Origin of the sequence: Larkinella sp. C7 (assembly GCF_006149005.1) — a bacterium.
Lineage (GTDB): Bacteria > Bacteroidota > Bacteroidia > Cytophagales > Spirosomataceae > Larkinella.
This window is the reverse complement of record NZ_VBSL01000028.1, coordinates 1-20,012: the sequence shown is the minus strand read 5'-3', so window position 1 is coordinate 20,012 and position 20,012 is coordinate 1. Positions and strand designations below refer to the sequence as shown.

Annotated in this window: 19 protein-coding genes and 1 pseudogene; 17 read left to right on the top strand and 3 right to left on the bottom strand. The window is 42.8% G+C overall.

Features of this window, described 5'->3' with window-relative positions:
* Positions 1-35: 35 nt before the first annotated feature.
* Positions 36-461: a helix-turn-helix domain-containing protein gene (locus FH871_RS30630; protein ID WP_138995136.1), complete on the bottom strand. Its 426-nt coding sequence runs from the start codon at positions 459-461 to the stop codon at positions 36-38.
* A gap of 321 nt (positions 462-782) precedes the next feature.
* Here FH871_RS30630 and FH871_RS30625 point away from each other — a divergent pair, with 321 nt between their 5' ends.
* Positions 783-1,481: a response regulator transcription factor gene (locus FH871_RS30625; protein WP_114406865.1), complete on the top strand. Its 699-nt coding sequence runs from the start codon at positions 783-785 to the stop codon at positions 1,479-1,481.
* A gap of 61 nt (positions 1,482-1,542) precedes the next feature.
* Here the strand turns inward: FH871_RS30625 and FH871_RS30620 are convergent, their stop codons facing one another.
* On the bottom strand, positions 1,543-2,454 hold the full coding sequence (locus FH871_RS30620) for a LytTR family DNA-binding domain-containing protein (RefSeq protein ID WP_171063011.1): 912 nt from the start codon (positions 2,452-2,454) through the stop codon (positions 1,543-1,545).
* Positions 2,455-2,738: 284 nt separating this feature from the next.
* On the opposite strand from FH871_RS30620, the gene FH871_RS30615 reads away from it, so the two are divergent.
* Together FH871_RS30615 and FH871_RS30610 are read left to right on the top strand one after the other, a co-directional pair.
* Positions 2,739-2,942 carry a hypothetical protein gene (locus FH871_RS30615; protein ID WP_133299844.1) on the top strand — a complete coding sequence of 68 codons (204 nt, stop codon included), beginning with the start codon at positions 2,739-2,741 and terminating at the stop codon, positions 2,940-2,942.
* Between the two features lie 12 nt (positions 2,943-2,954).
* Complete coding sequence (locus FH871_RS30610; protein ID WP_114406862.1) at positions 2,955-4,088, top strand: hypothetical protein; 1,134 nt, start codon at positions 2,955-2,957, stop codon at positions 4,086-4,088.
* Between the two features lie 585 nt (positions 4,089-4,673).
* Here the strand turns inward: FH871_RS30610 and FH871_RS30605 are convergent.
* Entirely contained in the window at positions 4,674-4,997 is a 324-nt protein-coding gene (locus tag FH871_RS30605) for a transposase (RefSeq protein WP_114406861.1), read from the bottom strand.
* 399 nt (positions 4,998-5,396) lie between these two features.
* On the opposite strand from FH871_RS30605, the gene FH871_RS30600 reads away from it, so the two are divergent.
* The 14 genes and pseudogenes from FH871_RS30600 to FH871_RS33875 all read left to right on the top strand — a co-directional run.
* On the top strand, positions 5,397-6,182 hold the full coding sequence (locus FH871_RS30600) for a polysaccharide biosynthesis/export family protein (protein ID WP_138995134.1): 786 nt from the start codon (positions 5,397-5,399) through the stop codon (positions 6,180-6,182).
* 75 nt (positions 6,183-6,257) lie between these two features.
* On the top strand, positions 6,258-8,618 hold the full coding sequence (locus FH871_RS30595; protein ID WP_138995133.1) for a tyrosine-protein kinase family protein: 2,361 nt from the start codon (positions 6,258-6,260) through the stop codon (positions 8,616-8,618).
* Positions 8,619-8,714: 96 nt separating this feature from the next.
* A complete protein-coding gene (locus FH871_RS30590; protein WP_138995132.1) occupies positions 8,715-9,371 on the top strand; it encodes a sugar transferase in 657 nt (218 codons plus the stop codon).
* 41 nt (positions 9,372-9,412) lie between these two features.
* Positions 9,413-10,357: a glycosyltransferase gene (locus tag FH871_RS30585; RefSeq protein ID WP_138995131.1), complete on the top strand. Its 945-nt coding sequence runs from the start codon at positions 9,413-9,415 to the stop codon at positions 10,355-10,357.
* Between the two features lie 35 nt (positions 10,358-10,392).
* A complete protein-coding gene (locus tag FH871_RS30580; RefSeq protein WP_138995130.1) occupies positions 10,393-11,076 on the top strand; it encodes an acylneuraminate cytidylyltransferase family protein in 684 nt (227 codons plus the stop codon).
* A gap of 23 nt (positions 11,077-11,099) precedes the next feature.
* Positions 11,100-12,017, top strand: coding sequence for a phosphoglycerate dehydrogenase (locus tag FH871_RS30575; RefSeq protein WP_212768292.1), 918 nt, complete (start codon positions 11,100-11,102; stop codon positions 12,015-12,017).
* A 4-nt stretch (positions 12,018-12,021) separates the two neighbouring features.
* On the top strand, positions 12,022-12,750 hold the full coding sequence (locus FH871_RS30570; protein WP_138995128.1) for an SDR family NAD(P)-dependent oxidoreductase: 729 nt from the start codon (positions 12,022-12,024) through the stop codon (positions 12,748-12,750).
* A 38-nt stretch (positions 12,751-12,788) separates the two neighbouring features.
* On the top strand, positions 12,789-14,180 hold the full coding sequence (locus FH871_RS30565) for a hypothetical protein (RefSeq protein ID WP_138995127.1): 1,392 nt from the start codon (positions 12,789-12,791) through the stop codon (positions 14,178-14,180).
* A gap of 1 nt (position 14,181) precedes the next feature.
* Entirely contained in the window at positions 14,182-15,606 is a 1,425-nt protein-coding gene (locus FH871_RS30560) for a lipopolysaccharide biosynthesis protein (RefSeq protein ID WP_138995126.1), read from the top strand.
* A 2-nt stretch (positions 15,607-15,608) separates the two neighbouring features.
* Complete coding sequence (locus FH871_RS30555) at positions 15,609-16,919, top strand: O-antigen ligase (RefSeq protein ID WP_138995125.1); 1,311 nt, start codon at positions 15,609-15,611, stop codon at positions 16,917-16,919.
* Entirely contained in the window at positions 16,874-18,148 is a 1,275-nt protein-coding gene (locus FH871_RS30550; RefSeq protein WP_138995124.1) for a hypothetical protein, read from the top strand. The genes FH871_RS30555 and FH871_RS30550 overlap by 46 nt, the downstream gene beginning before the upstream one ends.
* The gene (locus FH871_RS30545; protein WP_138995123.1) at positions 18,145-19,044 is read left to right on the top strand and encodes a glycosyltransferase family 2 protein; all 900 of its coding nucleotides are present in this window, start codon (positions 18,145-18,147) and stop codon (positions 19,042-19,044) included. Before FH871_RS30550 ends, FH871_RS30545 begins: the two co-directional genes overlap by 4 nt.
* Positions 19,045-19,067: 23 nt before the next feature.
* Positions 19,068-19,853, top strand: a complete 786-nt coding sequence (locus FH871_RS30540) for a WecB/TagA/CpsF family glycosyltransferase (RefSeq protein ID WP_138995122.1) — start codon at positions 19,068-19,070, stop codon at positions 19,851-19,853.
* Positions 19,850-20,012 (top strand): annotated as a pseudogene (locus FH871_RS33875) (NAD-dependent epimerase); the annotation flags it as partial. The gene FH871_RS30540 and the pseudogene FH871_RS33875, both read left to right, overlap by 4 nt.

Genomic DNA, 20,012 nt, shown 5'->3' with positions numbered 1-20,012 from the left:
GCCGTTACCAACTGTTCGCTTTATAGTAATGATACTCAGGCAGCCATGCTGTCTATTCTCGATATTTTCTTTACAAAGCGACGAAGAGTGTCCTGACTAACAGGCTTCGGCAGTTGGTGATTGATTTGTTGCAAAGCCTGACGGGGTTCTTTCGGAAACGTCATCATGGCCTGAATCACTTTTTCAACATGCTGCTGATCGTCGGGATTCAATTTCGGTTTTAAACCGCGGCCGGGTTTATCCATTAAGCCCTGAACACCATCTTCCTGCCAGCGATTCATCCAATTGTAGATGCTGCGACGATCTACCGCGAACATATCCATCAATTCGCTAACCGTCAGGCCGTAGTAGCTATACAGTACACACTGGCAACGTTTCTTCAAAACGTTGTTTTGGCTCTCACGAATCGTCTGACGGAGTTGCTCCACTTGTTGTCCAGTTAAATTCTTAACGTTCCGCATTGTTATTGATATTAGTAGTTCAATCCTTGTTTTCGTGTGAATTACAAGTGAAAACTACGTCATCAATTTCGATCAAAAAAGTCATTTCGTACGGAATAACTACTTTTTCGCGTGAAATAACCAAATTTGCCGTATCTAGCGTTTGATTCTCTCTGTCGATTCCCGCGCGTTTACGAATTGCATCAATGACTACGAAGAGGTGGAACGGCCAGTTCTCTATTTTGGTCATTTCACACAAAAAAGTATTGATTTCGATTGCCCCAATGAATCAATTCGGCTAATTAAATTGTAGCTTCAAACGCAGGCTACTATCGCTTTACCATGAACAACACTAATTCAAAACCGGAATCGTCTTCTTCTTCGTTTTCATTGAAGCGAAAGGACTTTTCTATCCTAGTAGCCCAGGCTGAATTATTTAATTGTGAGGTACTTTGCCAGGTACTCAAGCAGCAGGGGTACAATGTGGTTGGGAAAGCCATCGAAATGGAAGATACACTTCAGCAGATTCGGGTCAAGCAACCGCAATGCGTCATTTTGGAGTCAGAAATTTCCGGACGGCGTAGTGTAGACATCGTTCAGCAGGCCCGGACGAACAACCATAAAACCAAATTCATTCTGTATACCAGCAAACCGGATTTAAAACTGGTTGCCAATGCCATGCAGCAGGGGTTCTACGGTTTTTTATACGCGAATGACGGATTGGACGAACTTTATAAGTGTTTTCAGACCATCAGTACGGGTGGATATTATTACAGTCCCGGTTTTTTACTTTTGCTAAAAAACTACGGGATGAACGTCATGACCGATGAGACGAAAGAGCAACTGGGCCGCCTGACGGGCCGGGAGCTTGAAATCCTTCGGTTGGTGGCGCAGGGGACAACCGGTCATGAAATTGCGGATCAGCTACACATCAGTTACCGAACCCTGGCGAATCATAAAACCAACATCGCGCAGAAGCTGGAGCTGGGGAGTTGCCGGAATCTGGCTCGTTACGGAATTTCCGTAAAAGAGTACCTTTAAAAAGGTGCCGTGGCGAGTAAGAACGATAAAATCCGGACTTTCCTGTGTTCTGTAAAGTTTACTAGATAATTTCGCTCTTTGGAGGGAGGTATTCGACCTCCTGGGCGGAGAAGCGTACCAGACGGTTTTTAAAATCCTGCAGCCGGGCGCGCGGCATGTCGGTTTCGTCGTTATTGGGGGTTTGCATGCGAATGCTGTATTTACCATTCTCCCAATACGCATAACTGGCAACGAAGCTGAGGTTGATAATGCAATTCCGTTTGGTTCGGAAAAACAGTTCGGGGTTCAGTTCCGCTTCCAGTTCGTTCATGGTTTTGGTAATGGAGAACCGGCCGGTGGGGTGAATGGCGTAGTAATACCGGTCTTCGGTTTCAAACCAGAAGCAATCCTGAACGGCCAAGATGGTTTCGCCAAAATTGTTTTTGCCTTTCAGATGCGTCAGGAAAGTACCGGGCTGGGGAACGAGCGACTGAAAGGGGTCGGGGGTTTCGCTGCTGCGTTTCCGTTGTCGGCGTTGTTCGAGAATATCGACCAGCAGCGACCCGTTGACGGCACCGTAGCCCATGATCAAAACCGGAATCAGGTAAAAGGAATAATATTTCAGGCTATACGTACCCTGGATGTAATTACCCAGGTACAATTCGAGGTCATAATTAGGAAAGTTCACCAACAGATAGCGCACGGTTTGCGTCACCGGGTTAAACAGGAAAAAAGCGACCAGCATGACGGGTAAAATTTTTACCTCGTAATTGAGTATGTTCCGGGGGGTCAGCTCGATTTTTTTAATTCGGCAGGCTTCGTGGTAAATATTCAACAGCATCAGCAGGATGACCAGGGTTGAAATTTCCGGCAGGATTCCGCCCCGCAGGAAAATCCAGAGGTAGCCTAGTAAACCGCCGTATTCTTCCACTTTTACTAATTTCTTTTCAAACGCAAAGAGCCAGTTGAAGGCTTCGAACGTAAATACAGCCAATAGCAGAATACTGAGACTCTTGAAGGGTCTTCTTATATACTTCAGATTTAGCGGTACTTCGGTCATTGCTACCCCAATCATGTTCTCACTTCTTGAACTGTGCTAAATTACTAACAATAAATAGTAACTAGTTACTAAAGCTGCATAATATTTTAGCCAAAAGTTGCCATTCTTTTGCCTATGCCGACCCGGTACTTTTGTATCAGTCAATCGGCCAACTAATCCCGGGCAAAACAGACCGATTGATGACTGACAATTTAATCACTCTAACAGCATCTATCGCCATGAAAAAGAACTTTGTTATCAACTCAGCTAAGCAATTATTGAATTCTGCTACAACCAATCTGAACGTAATCGCCAAAAATGAAACCAGCGACCGCATCCTGTTAGCCGGTAAGGCCGACAAAGATGGTGAAGTTTGCTGCAACTGGTGGCCTTCATTCCACGGTCTGCAACCAAACGCGACGGATCAACTGGCTCTTTCTTAATCTTACTTTATCATGAGCAACTTCGTGCATCAATATCAGCGGGAATTGGATCGTTGTCGCCAACAGTTCGAATCCCTGGATCTCCGGAAAGAAAAAGGGTATCTCTTCAAATTTACTACGTTCTCGGCCAGTGTCCAGAACATTCTGCCTGAGATTCCGATAGAAAAGCACGAAGACCTTTTTCAGAAATTGTTACTTCAACAGGTTTACACCACCTTCGATCAGCAATTTTTGACCGCCAATGACCTGGTTCAAACGAAAGGGCCGATTCGGAAACTGGTAAACAGCCAACACCCGAATATTTACTGCACTTTCCACCTGGGTTCTTACCGCCTGCTGACCACGTATTTGTATCGAAACGGCATTGATGTGGCCCTCCTGGTCAGCAGGGGCACTTATCAGGAACAGGGTAAAGACATCTGGGCCACCATCAAAGGTCTTCAGAAAAAGCACAACTTAACCAACTCGTTTCAAATTCTGGACGCTGAGCAGACGTCATCGACGCTGCAGGTCATCCGTGAATTGCGGGCTGGAACCTCCCTGGTCATCTTTATCGACGGCGTTACCAGTACGACTGGGCTGAACCGTCAGGAAGATAAAGAAGTTCAGGTGCGCTTTGGAGCCAAAAATGTGTGGGCCCGCAAAGGGGTCGGATTCCTGTCTTATGTGACCAAGACGCCCATTGTTCCCGTGATCAGTTACCGGGAAAAAAATCTGAACAACGTATTATCATTTCTCGATCCTATTGTTCCGGAAGCTGATTGTGACCGCGAAACGTACTGTCGATTGAGCCTTCAACACCTCTACGATTCTTTCTGGCAGTACTTGACCAGGTATCCGGAACAGTGGGAAGGATGGAATTACATTCATAAATTCCTCGATCAGCACGAATTGGAACAACAGGCCGATTCGTATCAACCACCCAGGCCGCGACCCAAAAAGCGGGTCGCCTTCAATCAGGAGCGGTATTCTATCTGCGACTTGGAAGACTCACCCATCCTGTTTGACCGCCGGTTGTACGTCACTTACGAAATTTCAACTGATCTCCGTGACTTTTTGCTTCAGGTTGGCACCATCGAGACTCCTGAAGAAGTGCTGGGCACGGACATGTATCTCGACTTGCTTTCCAAGCAAATTATTGCCTGAGTACCCGTACAATACTAGTTTAGTCTTTTCTTGTTTTCAATCGTAAAAGTCGGATCTGCGGACATCTGTTCAGATCCGACTTTTTTATTGAACTATCCTAACAATTCACTAGACTAAAATAATGCTGGCACAAATTTTGTAACCATTTAACTACAAAATTATCGATTTGTTTGTCTGCTAATTAACCGTATTCCAGACCAGCAATTCTTTAATTATATAGTGGTTAAATAATAAAAATCCTATTTAACATTTATTTTACGTGTAAAACTCTTGCTTTATAACAATTCTCATTATATTTGAATAATTGTTCGTTAAAGACAAGCGTCGAGAATGGCTCAGAATTGTGACTGATAATTCTCTTTTGCACAGGGTAGAAATACCGAATAATTCATAAAGAGGTTTTAGTCTGCCTCCTGAGTACCCAGTAAATCAATTGCCGACTTCATACCCTGAAGTTACTACTCTCTGTCAATCATACCTCTATTTCAACGGCTGTTGAAATACTCAAAAATCACTGTTTGTTTCCGTCTTTAGAGAAGTACGGTAACCTTCGACATGATTGGTGAGCAGGCACGATGTGCCTGACTAACTAACGGTTGAAAGGTTCTGTTCCGAGGTAATCGGCGTATAACTCTCTGCGGCAGTAATAGCGGGAAAGCTCAATTGCAAAAGAGTCAGAATCTTTGCGAGCGTCCCGTCACGCTGCCAGCGACGAAAGCGATCATAGATGGTTTTCCAGGAGCCGTATCGTTCGGGCAGATCGCGCCAGGGCGCACCGGAATTCAAAATCCAAAGGATCCCATTAATGGATTGGCGATGAGACCGCCACGGACGTCCGGGACGATTGTTGGAGGGCATCATGTCCTTTAATTTCTCCCACTGTGAGTCGGTCAATTCATACTTACGCATGGCAATAGGAACAAGAGATAGAGATTAAAACAGGTTGATTTAACTAAGTAACTGCAAAAATAAATTCATGTTTCAAAAAATATCGGAGCGTAATCGTACGACCAATGACCTGGTAAAAAACCATCAGGAAGTCTGATAACTAATTCGATGTCGAAAAATGAGAAAATATTTTTGCATTTCCTAAATTCATCCTTCAAAAATTTAGGATACGGTAGGTATTTTATGGATAAAGAGGTGAAAAATATGCGAAATTATTTCTGCGGTTCTCCCTGGTTTTCTGCACAAAGCAAGCTATAGCGGGGTATTTGGCAGCCATTGAGTATCGGTTTGGGGTCTTTTCTGTCGGACAACTCGACAAATACAGTAAGTACTTAATTTATTGATCGAAAATCACAACGTATGAAGAATTGGAATTCTCTGGCACTCTGTTTCATGATCATTGCTTTCTCGTCCTGCATCTCACAAAAACAGATCACCTATTTTCAAAGCCCGGTAGCTGACAGCACGGCCGTGGCTGAAGAAATCACCAACAAATATATCCCCACCATTCAACCCAATGATTTATTAGGCATCAATGTCAACAGCCTGAACCCGGAAGCCAGCAGTTTTTTCAATCCGTATGCTGCAGCCGAGCGGGTACCCACTTTTCAAACGGTGAACGGGCAGGTGCCGGTCACGGCGGTGGTGGGCTATCTGGTCGACACGCAGGGACAGGTGCAACTGCCGCTGGTGGGAAAAATAAAAGTCCTGGGACTCACCTCCGCCGGTGCGCAGGAATTGATTCAGGAGAAGCTGAAGAATTACCTCAAAGAACCCACGGTGGCCGTCCGGTTTCTGAATTTTAAAGTATCAGTGCTGGGTGAAGTAACCCGACCGTCGATGTTCAGCGTTCCGAATGAGCAAATGACCCTGACGGAAGCCTTGAGCCTCGCCGGTGATATTACCATCTACGGCCGCCGGGACAATGTCATGGTGATTCGGGAGACGAACGGGAAACGGGAATTTGGCCGGGTCAATATGAATCAACGTGATCTGTTCAAGTCACCCTTTTATTATCTGCATCCCAACGATGTCATTTACGTAGAACCGGGGAAAGCCCGTCTGGCCTATGCCGATCGCTTTTACACCATTCTGCCATCCATCATCGGCGCGCTATCCCTGATCGCAGTGATCATCCGCCGGTAAGTAACGCATACCCAGAGCAACCAGCCCCACTGGGGTCAACTGCCAAACGATAATACCTATTTACTCAACAACGTTATGATCACAACTCCGTATGTTTACCACCAGCAGGAGGAAAAAGAACCTGACCTTCGGCTGATCATCTTCCGGTATCTGAAAAACTGGAAATGGTTTTTGCTCTCGCTCGTCGTGGCGCTGGCCATCGGGTATGCGTACCTGCAATACCAGGTTCCGATCTACAAAGTACAAAGCAGTATTTTGATCAAGGACGAGAAGAAAGGAATGTCGGCCGACAACATCATGAAAGAGATGGATCTCTTCACGGATTCAAAGGTGGTCGAGAATGAGATCGAAATTCTGAAGTCTTACACGATCATGGAAAAGGTGAACGACGCGCTGGCGCTGGATGTCTCCTATTTCCACGATACGCCGGTTGGCGAGCGGGAGATTTACAAAGACTCTCCGTTCCGTCTGATGGTTGAGCGGCCAGCCCCACTGATTTATGAAGAAGCCATAACGGTTTCATTCGTAAATCCCTCAACTGTCAAGATCGGTGAAAAGAAATACCCGGTCAATCAAAGCCTGAACACGGAATTTGGTCGGATTCGGATTTTTCCAAAAACCGCTTCCGTATCAGATACAATACCCGTTATCGTTCACGTCGCTCCCAAACAGGAAGTCATTCAGAACTTTGTGGAAGACCTGAAAGTGGAAGCTACTAGCAAACAATCGACGGTTCTGCTTCTGAGCCTGGAAACAGCCGTTCCGGAAAAAGGGCGTAATATCCTCGACAAAATTGTTGAAGAATACAATGATGCCGCCCTGAAAGATAAAAACTTAGAAGCGGCCAACACGCTGGAATTTATCGAAGAACGGCTCAAACTCATCTCCGGTGAACTGGCAACGGTGGAAAAAGATGTAGAAAGCTACAAATCAGCGCAGGGTATTACGGACATCAGCACGGAATCGCAGATCTTCCTGCAGAATGTACAACAGAACGACGCCCAATTGAGCCAGGTCAACATCCAGTTGGGTGCGCTGGAAGATGTCGAGAAATACGTTCGCAGCAAAACGGGCGAAAGGGGCTCTGCGCCTTCGACTCTCGGCCTAAGCGATCCGACCTTACTGGGTCTGATTTCAAAAATATCGGAACTGGAGTTGCAACGCGAAACGCTGGTAAAAACCACCTCGGAAAATAACCCGATCCTGCGTTCACTGGATGAGCAAATTCGAAATACCAAGTCGAACATCTCTGATAACATTCAGACGATGAAAAGCATCATGACGGGCACCCGTCAGAAGTTGATGGCTCACAATCGCAAGTTTGAATCCATGATCCGGTCGGTGCCCCGCAAAGAACGGGCGCTGCTCGACATCACCCGCCAACAGGCCATCAAAAATAACCTGTATACCTATTTGCTGGCCAAACGCGAAGAAACCGCACTATCCTATGCATCGGCCATTGCCGATAGCCGGACTATCGACATCGCCCGGAGTGGCAGTAAGCCAATTAAACCCAAGAAACCCCTCGTCTTTTTGTTGTTCGGAGCGTTGGGTTTATTGATCCCGGTGGGTGCTTTCGCCACCCGCGACATGCTGAATAACCGGATTGGCAAGCGTACAGATATAGAAGAACTGACGAGTACGCCGATTGTCGGTGAAATCTCCTATGCCAAACATAAATTCCCATTGGTGGTTACGTCCAGCAGCCGTTCTATTGTGGCGGAACAAATCCGGGCGCTGCGAACCAATTTGCAATTCCTGCGATCCAACAACGAAAGCCTCGCCATCCTGTTTACGTCCAGCATCAGTGGGGAAGGAAAATCATTCATTTCGCTCAACCTCGGAGCGAGTCTGGCCCTCATCGACCGACCGACGGTTATTCTGGAAATGGACTTACGCCGTCCGAAACTGCACTCCATGCTGGACATGCCCAACACCGTTGGGATTAGCAACTTCCTGGTGGGTCAGGTAACGCTGGATGAAATTCTGCAACCCGTTCCGGGCATGGCAAACTACTTCATTCTGACCAGCGGCCCCATACCGCCCAACCCGGCGGAGCTTCTGGTGAGTGACAAAGTGGATGACCTGTTTCACCAATTGCGCGAGCGCTTCCAGTACATCATCGTGGATTCCCCACCAATTGGCCTGGTTACGGATGCGCAGATTCTGGCCGACAAAACGGATGCCACCATGTACGTCGTTCGTCATGATGTAACGCCCAAGCAGCACATGAAGATGGTGGATGTCATGTACAAGGAACAACGCTTCCGTAAGTTAAGCCTGATTCTGAATTCGATCAACGAAGGGACTGGCTACGGGTATGGTTATGGCTACGGGTATGGCTATGGCTACGGTGCCGGTGGTTATTACGAACAGGATACTGATACCAAAAAATCCTTTCTAAAGCGGTTGCTTCCGGGCAACAAACCAGCCTAATACAACTACCAACTACTTGATGGATTTCCAACCGGTTTTTACTCCCGGTTGGGAGCCCATTGCCTAGTACCTCGTATTTACTCAACCTGGAACGTTATGATTAACCTGTTACAACCCGACTCCTCGTACTATGTCGTCAGTGAGACGGCTGCGGGAAAGCCACAGCCGGTAGCCAAGCGGGCCTTCGACATCACCGTATCCCTCTTGGTTGCCGTGTTTATTCTATCCTGGTTCATCCCCTTACTAGGGCTGTTAATCAGACTGGAATCGCGAGGCCCGGTTCTGTTCGTTCAGTTACGTTCGGGGAGAAACGGCCGCCCCTTTCCATGTCTAAAGTTCCGGACGATGAAGTACCAAAAAAATGCATCGTTCAAGCAGGCTACTCACAATGACATGCGAATTACCCGGATCGGCCGGGTTCTGCGTAAAACCAATCTGGACGAATTGCCCCAGGTGCTCAACGTCCTGGCAGGTCACATGAGTATTGTTGGGCCTAGACCCCACCCTATTCCCCTCGATGTCCAGTATATGCCACTCATACCAGAATACAAATACCGGTTCGCGGTGAAACCGGGCATAACGGGCCTAGCTCAGTCGAAGGGACTGCGGGGTGAAACCTCGGAGTTAAACCAGATGCGCCACCGGGTCCGCTACGACATCTGGTACACCAAATATACCTCACTCCCCCTGGACGTAAAGATTTGCTGGTGGACGGTGGAAAGAATGGTTAGAGGGGATAAAAACGCCTGGTAACGATAGATGCACCCAGTAGAATCCGTAAGAAGTAGAATCTTATGACTTGTAGTATCATCATACGAGCCTTTAATGAAGAAGCTCATATAGGCAAGTTGCTCAACGGCATCAAACAACAGGAAACCAGTACCGATCTGGAAGTGATTCTGGTTGATTCGGGTTCCAAGGACAATACCGTCCGCATTGCCGAAAGCTACGGAGCCAAAATTGTACGGATTCGCCCGGAGGAGTTCTCCTTTGGCCGGGCACTTAACATCGGCTGCCAGCAGGCTTCGGGAGATATTCTGTTGTTTGCCAGTGCGCACGTTTACCCGGTTTATACGAATTGGATCGATCAAATGCTCAAGCCGTTTGAGGACCAGAAAGTGGCCCTGACCTACGGGCGGCAGATCGGGAATCAACTCAGCAAATATTCGGAGCAACAATTGTTTGCCAAATGGTTCCCGGCGGTTTCCAACTACAACCAGCAGATCCCATTCTGTAACAATGCCAATACGGCCATTCGGCGTTCGCTCTGGAAAGAGTTGCCCTACGACGAAACCCTGACCGGACTGGAAGATTTGCATTGGGCCAGCGAGATATTACAACGGGGTTACCGGATTGCCTACGATGCCGATGCCACCATTGTCCACGTCCACGAAGAAACGCCCCGGAAGATCTTCAACCGGTATTATCGGGAGGCCATTGCGTTCAAACGACTGAAACCGATGGCGCAGTTTGGTCTCTGGGATTTTGCCTACCTGTCCGTATCCAATCTGATCAGCGATTACGTAACCGCAGCCCAGGAACGCGTTCTGTGGCAACACATTGCAGAAATACCGGTTTTTCGCATCCTGCAATTCTGGGGAACGTATCAGGGATACCGTTTCGTCGGTACACTCGACCGAACCCTGCGGGAACGCTTTTATTATCCGAATGAAGTTTTCAGACGAGAGAAACTGGTGAGCCAGGAACCGGTAGTCATGAAACAAATCGCTTACGAATAACCAGGCCGTCTTGCAAAACACTTAACGTTAACTATATGAAATACTCTGTTGCTGCTATCGTCCCCATGCGCCATTCCAGCGAGCGCGTGCCGGGCAAAAACTACCGGGACTTTGCCGGTAAGCCGCTGTTTCACCGCATCGTAGACACCTTGCTGGAATGCCCCTCCATTACGCAGGTTGTCATTGACACCGACAGTCCGACGGTGATCGAACAGGTCGAAGAATTTTATCCGACCGTCACTGTTCTGGAGCGGCCCGAACACCTGCGCGACGGAGCCATTCCGATGAACAACGTTCTGCTGAACACCTGCAACCAGATTCCGGCCGATTTTTACCTGCAAACCCACAGCACCAATCCATTGCTGTCGGCCGAAACCGTAGAGAAAGGCATTCAGCAATTTCTGAAAAACTACCCCATTTACGATACGCTGTTCGGTGTTACCCGGCTACAGACCCGTTTGTGGGATCAGTTGGCGAGAGCCGTCAATCATAACCCGGCCATTCTGCTCCGGACGCAGGACCTTCCGCCCATTTACATGGAAAACTCCTGCATGTACCTCTTTAAAAAAGAGACGCTGATTCAAAAGCATAACCGCATCGGTGACCGCCCCTTCATGTACGAGATCGCGGACATCGAAGCCCAGGACATCGACGTAGAACTGAATTTTAAAGTAGCCGAATTTCTGTTTACCGAACTTTATCCTGAACTGGCCCTATGAAAGTGTTGATTACCTGCCCTCCCATGCTTGGGCAACTTGCCGAATTCCTGCCCATTTTTGAAGAAGCAGGCATTGAAGTGATTGCTCCGAAAGTCGTTCAGATTTTATCGGAAGAAGAACTGCTGGAACTCGTTCCGACCGTCGACGGCTGGATCATCGGCGATGACCAGGCCACGGAGCGCATCTTTCGCGCCGGAAAAGCCGGGAAGCTGAAAGCTGCCGTGAAATGGGGCATTGGCGTCGATAACGTCGATTTCAAAGCCTGCAAGGAATTGGGGATTCCCATCATCAACACCCCGATGATGTTCGGTGCCGAAGTGGCTACCATCGCGGTGTCTTACGTTTTGGGACTGGCCCGGCAAACCTACTACATCGACCGAGAAGTGCGGGCGGGAAACTGGGTAAAACCGGCGGGTATGTCACTGGCGGGTCATACCGTGGCCCTGATCGGTTTTGGCGACATCGGGAAAGCAACCGCCCGGTTCCTGAAGGCATTCGATATGCACATCAATGTGTATGACCCCTTTGCCAAACGGACGGAAGAAGACGAAGGAGCCTACCGCTTTCTGAACTTCCCCGAAGAACTGGAAACCGCCGATTTTGTGGTTTCAACCTGCGCCCTGACGCCCGCAACAAAACACCTGATCAATGCCGAATCGATTCAACGGATGAAAGACGGCGTCCGGATTGTGAACGTATCCAGAGGTCCGATTGTCGACGAAGCCGCTTTGCTGGAAGGTCTCAAGAGTGGCAAAGTTCATTCGGCCGGACTGGATGTATTCGAAACGGAGCCCCTGCCGATGGATTCGGAGCTTCGAAGTTTTGACCGTTGCATTTTCGGAACCCACAACGGTTCCAATACCATTCAGGGTGTTAGACGTGCCAGCCACCAGGCGATCCGTTCGATGTTCGAGTTTCTGGAAATCGGTGTAACTGCGTAAAACGATGAAAAAAATACTGATTACAGGGGTTTTGGGCGGTATTGGCAGTGCGCTGGCACTGGCCTTCCGCGAAGCCGGTTATTATGTATATGGACTGGATATTCAGGAATCGGAGCATCACCAGGCCGACCGGCTGATCCAGTTCGATCTTCATCAGTTCAGCACCAGTGAGGAATACCGGAACGAGTGGAAACACACCTTCAATGTGTTGATCCCGGAGCTTCACGTCCTCATCAATAATGCCGCCGTGCAAATGCTCGGTAGCCTGGATGAGTTAAAGCTGGACGACTGGAATCATACCATGACCGTCAACCTGACGGGTCCGCTGCTGCTTAGCCAGCATTTTCTGGAGCAACTGGAAGACGTCAACGGCAGCATTATTAACATTGGCAGCATTCACCAGCAACTGACCAAACGCCGGTTTATCAGTTATGCCACCTCGAAAAGTGCCCTTATTGGCCTGACCAGAGCCCTGGCCGTCGATTTGGAAGGCCGGGTTCGGGTAAATGCCATTAGTCCTGCAGCCATCGAAACCGATATGCTGCTGGCCGGATTCGACGGAAATCAGGGCGCCCTGGATGAACTCCGCAAGATTCACCCCGTGCAGCGGATCGGCCGCCCGCAGGACGTCGCCACGATGGCGTTGTTCCTGGCGTCGGAGAACTCCGGTTTTATTCACGGAGCCAATCTATCGCTGGATGGGGGTATTAGTTCGGTGTTGAAGGATTTGTAAACAATCCCAAAACAAACGGAAGGCTGTAAAAAAAGAACATGGGAATTAAGACAACATACAATCGATTCCTGCTCCTCTCATTCGTTTGGATGAACGTGGCAGGCGCTTATGCGCAGGAATCGATGCGTTATCCCGTGATCCTTTCTTCCCGCTGGTTTCATCCTACCTCTCCACAGGATACCCTTAGCACGATCCGGATGGTGGAACTCTACCACCCGGATCGAATCGACTGGATGTACTGTACGGATGCCAAACAACTCGCTCAGCTACAAGCCCGAAAAGTTCCTTACAGCCTTGCCATCAATCCACAAGTACCGGATTCGGCGGGATATACGGTACACGGGCGTGTGGAAGATCTGAACGGCCGGAAACTAGCCGCTCCCTGGATGCGAAAATGGAAACTCAAAAACCCATATTGGGGCTGTGTCAATTCACCGGAGTTTCAAAAAGTATTCCTAACCCAGTCTTACAAGCTGATCGATTTGGAAGCTTATGGTTTGTTTGTAGACGATGCCCGGTTTAATGATCATGCAACAGAATGGGGAGGATGTTTCTGCGACCATTGCATCACCGGATTTACAACCTATCTGCAGGGCAATGGTGCCGATACCCTGAAGTCCGCGTTCAATTACCGGGATTATTTACGAAGCGTGGGAATCGACTCACTCCCCGTTAAAAACCGCCAAGTCCCTCTCTGGGCGAACTACCGGGCGTTTCAAACCAAGTCGGTCGTTCGATTTTTAACAAACTGGCGAAAAAAGGTTGAAGATTACGCCCGACGGCCCGTGACGTTTCTAACAAATAACTATGGAGGTCAGTGGACAGAGATTTACCAGATTTTTGACATTGGCGTGGCCGAATTACCTGAAAACCGATTAAACCGGAATTACATTCTGGCCCGCACGAGCGAAGCCGGTCGACTGAACAAAAAACAATACTTTACGCTATCTTCTGATGATGAAAGCAAGCAACTTAAGGCTCTGTTTCTAACGTACTCTACCGGTAGTGCTCTCATCATTCCCTGGGATGTATATGTTCACACGAAATCACAAGATTCAGCAACTCGTTATTACGGCAATAAACAATCTTTTCAACCCATTTACAATTTATTTCAGCAAGAGGTAAAACCTTCATCAAAAACAACTTTGAAGGCTCGAAATCTTCGTATAGCATCTATGGTGCAGATTAACAGCAATGTAAAAAGAGATTCAATTAGTGTTTATGAGTATGAGACAACAGAGCGAAAAATTATCATGGTCGAAGCAATTTCTTCAACTAAGAAGCATAATATTACAATTAAAAAGAATAAGACTGATTTAATCGAAATTATATATCCGACCCTTAACAAACTGACATCAGAAACGAGTGACTCATCAATTAACGTTCAGTTTCAAGATAATCTTCTTGTTTTAAGTATTAATAATAAATAATATGGAATTAGCATCTATATATAAAAAATTATTAAATTCTCCAACCATAACTACTTGGACAAGTTTTTTAACAAAATCATTTAGTATAACTATTATTCTACCATTGATCTTAAATAAATTAAGTGTAAATGACGTAAATCTATGGTATCTTTTTACAGGAGTACTAGGACTCCAAATGATTTTAGATGCTGGATTTGGCTCCGCTTTCGTAAGAGTAATAGCATATGGAACCGTTGGAATGAGAAATTTCGAAATTTTAAAAAGTGAACATAGAATAGAAAATAATAGTTGTGACTTTGACAATGAGTTTATTGAAACTACTTATTTGCTAATGTTAAAAGTCTATAGAATTCTATTTTGGGCATGTTTATTAATACTTATATCTGTAGGAAGCTATATATTTTCTCGTCCAATTGGATTGTCGACATCTCCAAATTTTGGTTGGCTAACATGGACAATTTTTGTTATATCATTTCCAATAATTATATGGGGAAATGTATATATAAATATATTACAAGGGACGCAAAATATACCCCTTTTAAGACGATGGGATACACTATTCAATTTATTAAATTCATTATCATGCGTTTTACTACTAATAATCTCACCAAATGTATATCTACTTATCATTGTTAACCAATTTTGGCTTATTATTGGAACTTTACGTAATTACTTTCTTGTTCACAAAAAATATAATTTTCTTAAAAAATCTACAAGCAATAATATACTAGAAAATAATATTCGAAAAAATTTAATACCTAGCGCTTTAAAGAGTGGAGTTGGAATTTTAATGTCACAGGGAATTGTACAAGCTTCTGGATTTATATATGCCCAATTAGCTTCTCCAGATGCCTTAGCATCATATTTATTAGGTTTAAATTTAATTCAAGTCATAAGAAATTTTTCTCAAGCACCTTTTTACAGTCGTTTACCGGAATTAACAACTTATACAGGAAAAGGTAACATTGAAAAACTTGCGGCCGTTGCACATAAAAATATGTTTCGTGTATATTTAACATATTCAATTTTATTTTTCTGTATAACTATATTACATGATCCTATTTTCAAGCTAATTAATTCAAATGTTGTATTTCCAGATCACACTTTATGGGGATTATTAGGATTAGCATTTCTTGTTGACAGATTTGGGGCGATGCATTTACAACTATATAGTACAACTAATCATATAATATGGCATACGTTAAATGGGGTAACAGGGATATTAATGATAGCATTATCATTAATATTATATCCTTTACTTGATATTATTGCTTTCCCGATTAGTATGCTATTGTCTTACATCCTCTTCTACTCATGGTACGCACCTTATAAATCTTACAAATTTATGAAAGTTAGTTTCCTAAGCTATGAAAAATTAGGATTTCTACCATATTTACTTCTTTTTATTGGCAACTTAATATTATAAAAATGAATATCTTTTATATAATTTCTTACTTTTTTCAAATATCATATCTACACAAACTTGTAGATAGTGTATATCTCTGGCTTTTACCTGCGCTATTATTATTGTCTTACATCGTAGTAAATTTAATAAAGAATAAAAAACTGTATCTCACTATTTTTAAAAATAAAACTCCATTTTTATTACTAGTTTTTTGCTTAATATTAGGACTAACAAGAAGTAATAACCCTGAAGAAAAAGAACTATCTTCATATATAAAGATAGTTCAACTTTTACTGCTACTATTTTCTACGGGCATTTTTATTATGAATTCTAAAAAAAATATAAATAAAATATTTTCCTCAATAATAGCACCTTTTTCTTTGTTCTGTTTATTAAATTTAATTTTATGGACAATAAATTATAAAGTAAATGATACAGAAGAGATAAATATCGGACAAGCAATTATGTTATCAAATTTTGGGTTCACTATAGATAGAGTATCTTTTCCATTAGGATTTGGAGTAAATAATTATGGAACATTAATAGGGGCAATACTTATATTAAGTATAACATCATTTATATTTATTAAAAATAACAAATCAATTTATATATTTACAATAGCTATTTGTATAATTACTCTTTTATTGCTTGATTCTAGAGCATCGTTGCTAAATGCAATTTTAATAGTACTCTTATGTCTTTATATTTATAATAAAAATGCTATCAATTTAGTCAAATATATCCCATATATAGCCGTATTTGGGCCTATTTTTTATATGGTTACAATACCTTTATTATCGCAGAATGAAATTATATCTGGTCTTACAAGAAATAGCCAAGAATTAGTAACAGGAAATTCTAGATTTTTTATATGGGGAATTGCCTTAAATGAATTGTCTAACTTTCAAATTGAACATATATTTGGTTTTGGGGAGTATGGACACTACAAATCTGGTGCTTCTTTAATTTGGTCATCGTTTTTCGGTGATTACGAGAAGAACGATCTTAAATCTCCTCACAACACTGTCTTAAGTATAGTATTTGATTATGGATATATAGGATTAGCTATATATATATACATATTAATAGATATATCTAAGAAAATTAGATCTCTCTGGCCAATCAATAAAAATATCAGTATAATTTTCACAAGCTTCTATTTTTATTTAGTACTGATTGGGATAACAGAAGCAACATTTGGTTTATATATCTTGCAGTTTAATTACCTTTTTTACACCTTTACGCTCAGTCTTTACACTATTCATGAAACATTAATAAGAGAAATAAAATGGAAAAAAAACGTGACTATGTATATGGAAAAAGAGATCGTATAACTATAAATTTACGATTCTATTTTCACAGGCTATTTCAATTGATGCAAGCATTTTTCAACAAACTAAAACCTCATAAACGCAATAAAAATGGCAAAATAACTTTTTTAGCTACAGGCTTTAATGATATTGCATCAATTGAAGAGTTTTTCATAAAGTGTAATTGGTACTTGCCTAATGGACTAATAGAGTATAAAATATTGGTTATTTCTCCATTTCAAATTGAAAGAATAGATTTGATTTCTGACAACAGATTTTCATTTATTAGTGAACACCCAGGTTTATACGGAAATATAGATTTTATTTTATTAAATGATTGGAAGCAATTATTTAGTTTTAAAAACATATTTAACATTAATAAAATTGTTATAATAGATAATAATTATTTTTCGTATGTAGAATCACTCGAGTGGCAAAACTTATTTTATAGATGTTTGAATACAGATAAAAAATCTCATTTTTCAGACATTTCCAAACAAAATTTCTCCAAATATAAGATCGAAAAATCTCATAAAGATCGTGCTGCCTGTTTTGTTACAGGTCCTTCATTTTCAGAATATCCAAATTTCTCTTTTGACTCTAATGATCTGATAGTTATTTGTAATAGTATTGTTAAAAATACTTCTTTTTTAGAGCATACTAATGGAGCTGATATCCTTACATTTGCTGATCCTGTCTTCCATTTTAGTTTCAATAAATACTCTACAGTTTTTAGAAGCAGTATGTTGCTCACCTTCAAAAAATACAATTTTTTTATAGCAATACCTATGGAAGTTTTTCCATTGATGTATTCGCATTACCCTGAATTAAAAGATCACTTAATCGGTATTAATTACAAACGGCATCAGAATTCATACAACATCCCTTCTCTTGAAAATATGTGGGTAAAAGATAACGCTAATATCTTAACTAACCTCATGATTCCCATGGCATGCTCTGTGGTTAATAAAATTGATATTTTAGGCGCAGATGGTCGTAAACCTGATGAAAAATATTTTTGGGCGCATAACTCCAGTGTTCAGTTTGACGATTTGATGAATTCTGTATTTGAAGCGCACCCTTCATTTTTTAGAGATCGAGATTATAAAGACTATTATGATCAACATTGTCAATCCTGCGCTGAACTATTGGAATATTGCGAAACTTATGGTAAAGAGTTTAATCTTCTTACCAATTCTTATATTCCTGCATTTAGCAAACGATATTCTGTAAATAAAACTGTAGCGTCATGATTTTTATTTGTATTCCTGTCTTCAACAGATTAGAGTATACTATCAAGTGCATTGATAGCATTATCCGGCAAAAAAAATCTCCGACTTATGAAATAATTATTTGTGATGATGGCTCAACTGACGGAACCTATAATTATATTTCTCATAACTACGAAAATGTAAAACTGCTCAAAGGGAGTGGTAATTTGTGGTGGGCTGGCGGCACTAATGAATGTGTCAAATATGCATTAGGAAAAGCTAAGCCAGGAGATTATGTTTTTACGCTTAATAATGATACAGAGTTATTTGAGGATACTCTCGAAAAAATCACCTCTTTTGCAAAACTTAATCCTAAAGCTCTTATTGGATGCGTCAGCCTCTTTCATAGTGATTTGAATAGTATTGAAGTTACTGCGTTTCAAGCCCGGAAAAAATTCCCCTTTTCTAAATATCATAAACCTATTTATGAATGGGGTAAAAGTATTAGCACTATTGATAAAGAATTTGATTTAGCTGACTCTTTGTCAGGCAAAGGTGTTCTAATACCGATTGAAGTCTTTAATAATATTGGAATTTACAATTTCGAAAAGCTCCCTCATTATCATTCTGATACTGAGTTCATTCGTAGAGCTATTAGTGCTGGGTATAAAGCTTATATTTATTATGGAGCGCGAGTGAAATCGCACCAAGATTTGTCAGGAGTTGGACAAATAAATAATGCACCTGATATTAATAAATTCATAAAGAGTTTTTTTATTCTCCGGTCTTCTAATCATTTAACTACCCAATATAATCGTGCTAAATTAATTTATTCAAAGAAATGGCCAGCTTATTTTCTTTTTAATAATTTGTACATTATATATCAATTTTCAATTCGATATATCAGCTTCCTTTTCAGAAAACATTCAAAAGCGTAACTGCTCAACGTTAATTTAATTATATGGCAACTTTGTATAGGACTCGCGCTTTATTCGACAGTGTAAATTATGCGTTAGTTGATTACCATTCAGCTTCTGACATCATAATCGAGAAAGCTTCGGTACACCAATCATTTGGAGTTTCAGCTCTCGCGGTTCATGGGTTAATTGAATCCTACAATGAACCCAATCTCCAGGATTCCGTAAGCAAAATAGACCTTATAGTTCCTGATGGTCAACCCGTAAGATGGGCACTGAATGCTTTTTTTAAAGCAGGTTTAAAAGACCGTGTATACGGTCCGACGCTGGTTTTACATGTTCTTGAAAAAGCGAATACTTCAAGGCTTAAGATTTACCTTTATGGAAGTCGAACGGAAACATTGAAGAAATTGACAGCTTTCATAAATGAACATTACCCAAAGATTACAGTCTGCGGTATTCACCCTGATCGCTTTCGTGAAGCTACACCTGAAGAAGATATAGAAGATATCCGTAGAATTAATGAATCTGGTGCTCATATTGTCCTAGTAGGCCGTGGTTGTCCAAGACAGGAGAAATGGGTTGGCAATCACGTTGGTAAAATTAACGGAGTTATGATGGCAGTTGGAGCCGCTTTTGACTTTCATGCCGGTACATTAAAACAAGCACCTCGGTGGATGCAAAGTTCAGGTTTGGAATGGCTTTTTCGGTTAATCCAAGAGCCCAACCGACTTTGGAAACGATATTTGCTGACCAATTCTCAGTTTATTTTTCTCTTTTTTAAGTATAAAGTAAAATCAATTTCAAACTTTAGAATACAATCTATATGAACGTTGCATTAGTTACAGGTTCTGCCGGGCTCATCGGTAGTGAATCAGTTGCCTTTTTCTCAGAAAAATTCGATTTGGTAATTGGCATTGATAACAACCTCCGACAGTATTTCTTCGGTACAGACGGCTCGACCGATTGGAACCGCGACCGTCTGAAAG